This window comes from Microbispora hainanensis, assembly GCF_006874475.1.
In the GTDB taxonomy this organism is placed as follows: Bacteria; Actinomycetota; Actinomycetes; order Streptosporangiales; family Streptosporangiaceae; genus Microbispora; species Microbispora hainanensis.
In genome coordinates, this window is record NZ_VIRM01000171.1 from 1 (window position 1) to 692 (window position 692).

Here is a 692-nt window from a genome sequence, read left to right on the forward strand (position 1 = left end):
CTTCGGCGAGGGGGTAGCGCAGGACGAAGCCGTCGGTCATGAGTTCGCGTTCGATGGCTTCGACGGTGCCGATGACGCGGGGGTCGTCGGGGGGCAGGAAGCCGACGATGGGGATTTGCAGGAGTGCGGCGTCGAGTTCGCGGGAGCCGTAGGACTGGGTGAAGGTGTTGCGCTCGGGGTCGTAGCCCTTGTCGCAGACCTCGGCGTGGATGCGGTCGCGCAGGGCGCGCCAGCGCTCCACGTCGCCGCGCCGGCCCAGCTCCTCGATGACCCGGACCATGCGGTCGGCCGCCACCCAGGCCATGACCTTGGAGTGGACGAAGTGGCGGCGGGGGCCGCGCACCTCCCACAGCCCCTCGTCGGGCTGGTCCCAGTTGTGCTCGAAGAACTCCATGACCTTCGTGACCAGGGCCCAGGCGTGGTTGTCCGGCGGCATGCCCTGCTTGCGCGCCTGATAGAGGGCGTCGACGACCTCCCCGTAGATGTCGAGCTGGAGCTGGGCCGCCGCGCCGTTGCCGATTCGGACGGGCGTCGAGTTCTCGTAGCCGGACAGCCAGTCGAGCGTCATCTCCGGCAGGCGGCGTTCGCCGGCCACGCCGTACAGGACCTGGATGTCCTCGGGACGGCCGGCGATGGCGCGCAGCAGCCAGGAACGCCAGGCGGCGGCCTCCTCGACGTATCCGGCGCCGGTC

1 protein-coding gene is annotated in these 692 nt (G+C 70.5%); it reads right to left on the minus strand.

Annotated elements, in window-relative coordinates:
• A partial coding sequence (locus FLX08_RS40030) for a glycoside hydrolase family 15 protein (protein ID WP_208761988.1) occupies positions 1-692 on the minus strand: 692 nt, incomplete at both ends.